3 protein-coding genes are annotated in these 3,919 nt (G+C 26.4%); all 3 read right to left on the bottom strand.

Annotation, left to right across the window (positions count from 1 at the left end; all coding sequences use genetic code 11):
* Positions 1-1,296, bottom strand: a 1,296-nt coding sequence (locus tag ACRCYC_RS08520; protein WP_438618685.1) for a phenylacetate--CoA ligase family protein, incomplete at its 3' end; no start/stop codon positions are given.
* 19 nt (positions 1,297-1,315) lie between these two features.
* Positions 1,316-2,053, bottom strand: coding sequence for a WecB/TagA/CpsF family glycosyltransferase (locus ACRCYC_RS08515; RefSeq protein ID WP_438618684.1), 738 nt, complete (start codon positions 2,051-2,053; stop codon positions 1,316-1,318).
* On the bottom strand, positions 2,054-3,919 hold a 1,866-nt coding region (locus ACRCYC_RS08510), incomplete at its 5' end, for an alginate lyase family protein (RefSeq protein WP_438618683.1). It lies immediately after the preceding gene.

Raw genomic sequence — 3,919 nt, 5'->3', positions numbered from 1 at the left:
TATTTTATCTACAAATTGAATCTCTAAATCAAATCCTTTAAATATATTTATAAATGAATCCTTTATAGATTTAATCTCATCCCTATTAAATGATTCATTAGATTGTATATTAAGGCTTAATACTCCATATTCACTTTGGTTGTATTGATATGCAGTTATTTTTTGTTTAACTTCCCATAAAGGTTCATCTTGACATGTAAAGGATCTAACATTACCTTCTTTATCAAAAATAAAATCCTGAGCCCTACCTTCAACCTTTTTTATCAATTTGTAATTTCTACCACAAGTACATTTATCTAATGTATTCACAGCTATATCCTGTGTTCTATATCTGATAAAAGGCATTACAGGATTTATAAACCCTGTACATACTATTTCAACTAATTCACCTTCTGCTTCGCTATCTTCACCTTTAGAATTAATTAATTCCGTATACCCATACTCCGACTGTAAGTGGTAACTTCTACTTTCTTCACACTCTCCACCAATACAACATCTTTCAGTATGTCCATAAAAAGAATATGTCCTTTTTCCAAATGCTTTTTCTATTGTATTTCTTTGAAAATCATATATATTTTCTGATGTTAATAAAATAGCTTTTAGAGAAGGTACTCTAATTCTAATCCCACTATCTATAATATAGTTGGCTAATATATAGAGTGAAGATGGATATCCATTTATAAAATCTGGATTAAACTTCTCTATATGTTTTATATAATTTTTAAAATTATTTTGTGTCAATAAAAATGAATTTAGAACTAAATGTTTTCCATTTTTCTCATATTCACCTTTAATATTAATACCTCTTAAGTATACTATTTTATTTTTTTCACTTTGTTTATATCCAACTCTGCTCCACATCTGTGAAACAAAAGCCTGTTCTACTTTACGAGTATAAAACTTATCTTGATATAATCCCATAGGTACTCCTGTAGATCCACCTGTAATTTTATGTTCAATTTTATATTTAGGATAATTTATATTGTATAATTTATCTAAATTTTCTCTAATTATATCTTTTGTTAAATATGGTATTTTCTTAATATCCTTAAAATCTTTAATTTGATAAGCATCAATATCGTGACTATCAAATAGCTCTTTATAGTAAGGTACATTTTCATAAGCATTAATAATAGTTTTTTTTAATTGCTCTAATTGATTTTCTTTTTGCGTTTCTTCATCTAACCATTGTGATTTTTCTAAGAAATTATACATATCCTTAAATTGCTTTCCATATGTTTTCTCAACATTTAAGTATCCTTGACCAATCCTAATTATTTTTTCTTTTAAACTCATATTATTTTACAGTTTCTGTTTATCCTTTCCTAATTTTTTCTCTTAAAGTAATTAATACAAACTTTGAATTTCCAACTAAGTACCTTTTCCACATTCTTTTAGGTTCTTGTAAAAATCTATAAAACCACTCTAATCCAGTTTTTTGCATCCAGTATGGTGCCCTTTTTGTTTCTCCTGCAACTACATCAAAGCTACCTCCAACTCCCATACAAAACGGTATTTCAATGTCTTTTATATTTTCAGCCAGCCAATACTCCTTTTTAGGTGAACTAAATGCAACAAATAGTATATCAGCCTTAGACTCTCTCATTTCTCGTGTTATATCCGGGATATCGCTATCTGAGAAATATCCATTTCTATATCCACATATTTTTAATGTAGGATATTTTTCAGTATAATGAGCTATAACGTTTGTCACTACTTCTTCCTTTGCTCCAAAAAAGTATATTCCATATCCTTTTAATGAAGAAACTTTTATCAGTTCCTCCATTAAATCAATTCCAGCTACTCTCTCTGGTAATGATTTTCCTAGAAGTTTAGAGGCCCAAACTATACTTTGACCATCAGCATTGATTATAGGACAATCAGATACTATTTTTCGTAGATTCTCATCATTTTCCATTAATACAACTTTTCCTGCATTAATTACAACATGTTGTGTTAATATTCTACTATCAATAATTTTTTCAATTTCATCTAATGTTTCTTCCATAGTTATTGATGCAACTTCGCATCCAAACATTTCAACCTTTTCCAATTATATTCTCCTTCTTTCAGAAATTAATTTATATATATGTTTAATATCATTAGATATATATACTAAATGCTCTTTTTTAAAATTATATTTTATATTAATTTTTTTACTTTTGATCTCTTTCATAAACTGTTTTGATATCATCGTATCTTTTATATTTAGTTGCCCATCAAAGTATACATATATCTCTTCCTTATTTTTTAATTTTAAAATATTATCTTCAACTAACTCAATACTAACATTGTCATCCAAAATAAAATTCAATTCTGCTAGTTTATCAAAATAATCATAAATAGCAATATTTTTACTTTCCTTATAGTATATAATTTTTCTTTTATGTATACTTGGACTATAACCGTCATTTTGAGCCTCAATTATAATTTTTTTATCTTTTTCTATTGTATTTAATAATTTACTGTTTGATTTTTTGCCCCATAAAAAGGGACCCTTTATCTCCGATTGATTTTCATCATTGTAGCATAGTGTATTATGTTCCTTTGTGCTTCTGTAATAGTCTCTTTTTTCCTTTTCTATATTATATATATAAGTTCCCGAATCAATAAAAATAGGATTACCTTTTCTATAGTAATTAAGCATCAATGCATCAGCATGACCATGTGCAGCTAAACTTCCAAATCCTAATTCTCCAAAATCAAAAACTAATAAATCGTCATCATAATTTATTATTGAGTATCCCCCATCTTTAAACAAACTAAGTTCCTTTATTTCTACTTTGCTTTCATTTAAATTTGCATCTAAGAATAAACTTATTTCTGGATATTTAAATTTGTTTAAAGAAAAAGATTTATTATAATATCTACTTGCAAAACAAAGTATATAATCATAATAATTATAACTATCTGATCTTAAACTTATTATCTTAGCATCATCACTATCTCCAAAATCAACATATTGTTTATCAGCATTTAAAGTATATATAAATTTTACTGATTTCTCTATTAAATCTTCTTCTATTGGTTTGTGATTCACTTTTTTTACTATACTATTATATTGAAGCATCATATCAGTTACAAATCCCTGATAATGCAATGCCTGTTCTTTATTTACACCATCACCATGAATTTGTTTTTTTAGTTCTTTATTTAATATTTTATATCCTTTATTAAACCAATTCTGATTATAAATACCTTCAAAGCATAATCCAACTATAGAACTTATTGCCGCCTCCAATATTAAATGATTATTAGCTGAAGAATATAGAGATAAATTATTCATAACATAATCAATAGATAAAATCGCTGATTTAGCTAGTTTTCCCTTTAGTTCTTTTAAATCTATTCCTTCAAGCAAAAACAATAAAAGCACCCATTGGTAGGCTCTCAATGCTATCTCCATAGGTGAACTCCAATTGACTCCTTTTAAAAATCCATTTTCTTCTATCCAATTATCTACATGTTCCTGTATAAGATCTAAATACTTACTATCATTAGTCTTGGTATATGCAACTGCTAGATACAACAAAAACTGATGTCTGTTTATTTCCCATGTATATCTAATATCACCAATTGAATCAGTATTCTTAAATACTACATCATAACAACTAATATCCTTTTTCCAATTATTGAATATCCCCTTGTGCCATTCTATCTCATTATTTAAATCTATTTTATCCATGAATACACAGTAGTTATCATTAATATTTATACAATCAACATTAACCTTATTAAAAATTTTTTTTAAATTATTATCTAGTTTATTTAAATCTATATTTATATCTTGAACTTCATGCACTTTTATTTTCTTATTAAATCTCATTTTATTTATCTTATGACTTGAAGATTTTTTAATTCTATATACTACCTCTTGTGGTGGCATAGCTTTTAATCTATTATATAACCATAAATATTT

The sequence above is a fragment of the Paraclostridium sp. genome, assembly GCF_051657365.1.
Taxonomy (GTDB): domain Bacteria; phylum Bacillota; class Clostridia; order Peptostreptococcales; family Peptostreptococcaceae; genus Paraclostridium.
This window is presented reverse-complemented; position numbering and strand designations above follow the sequence as displayed.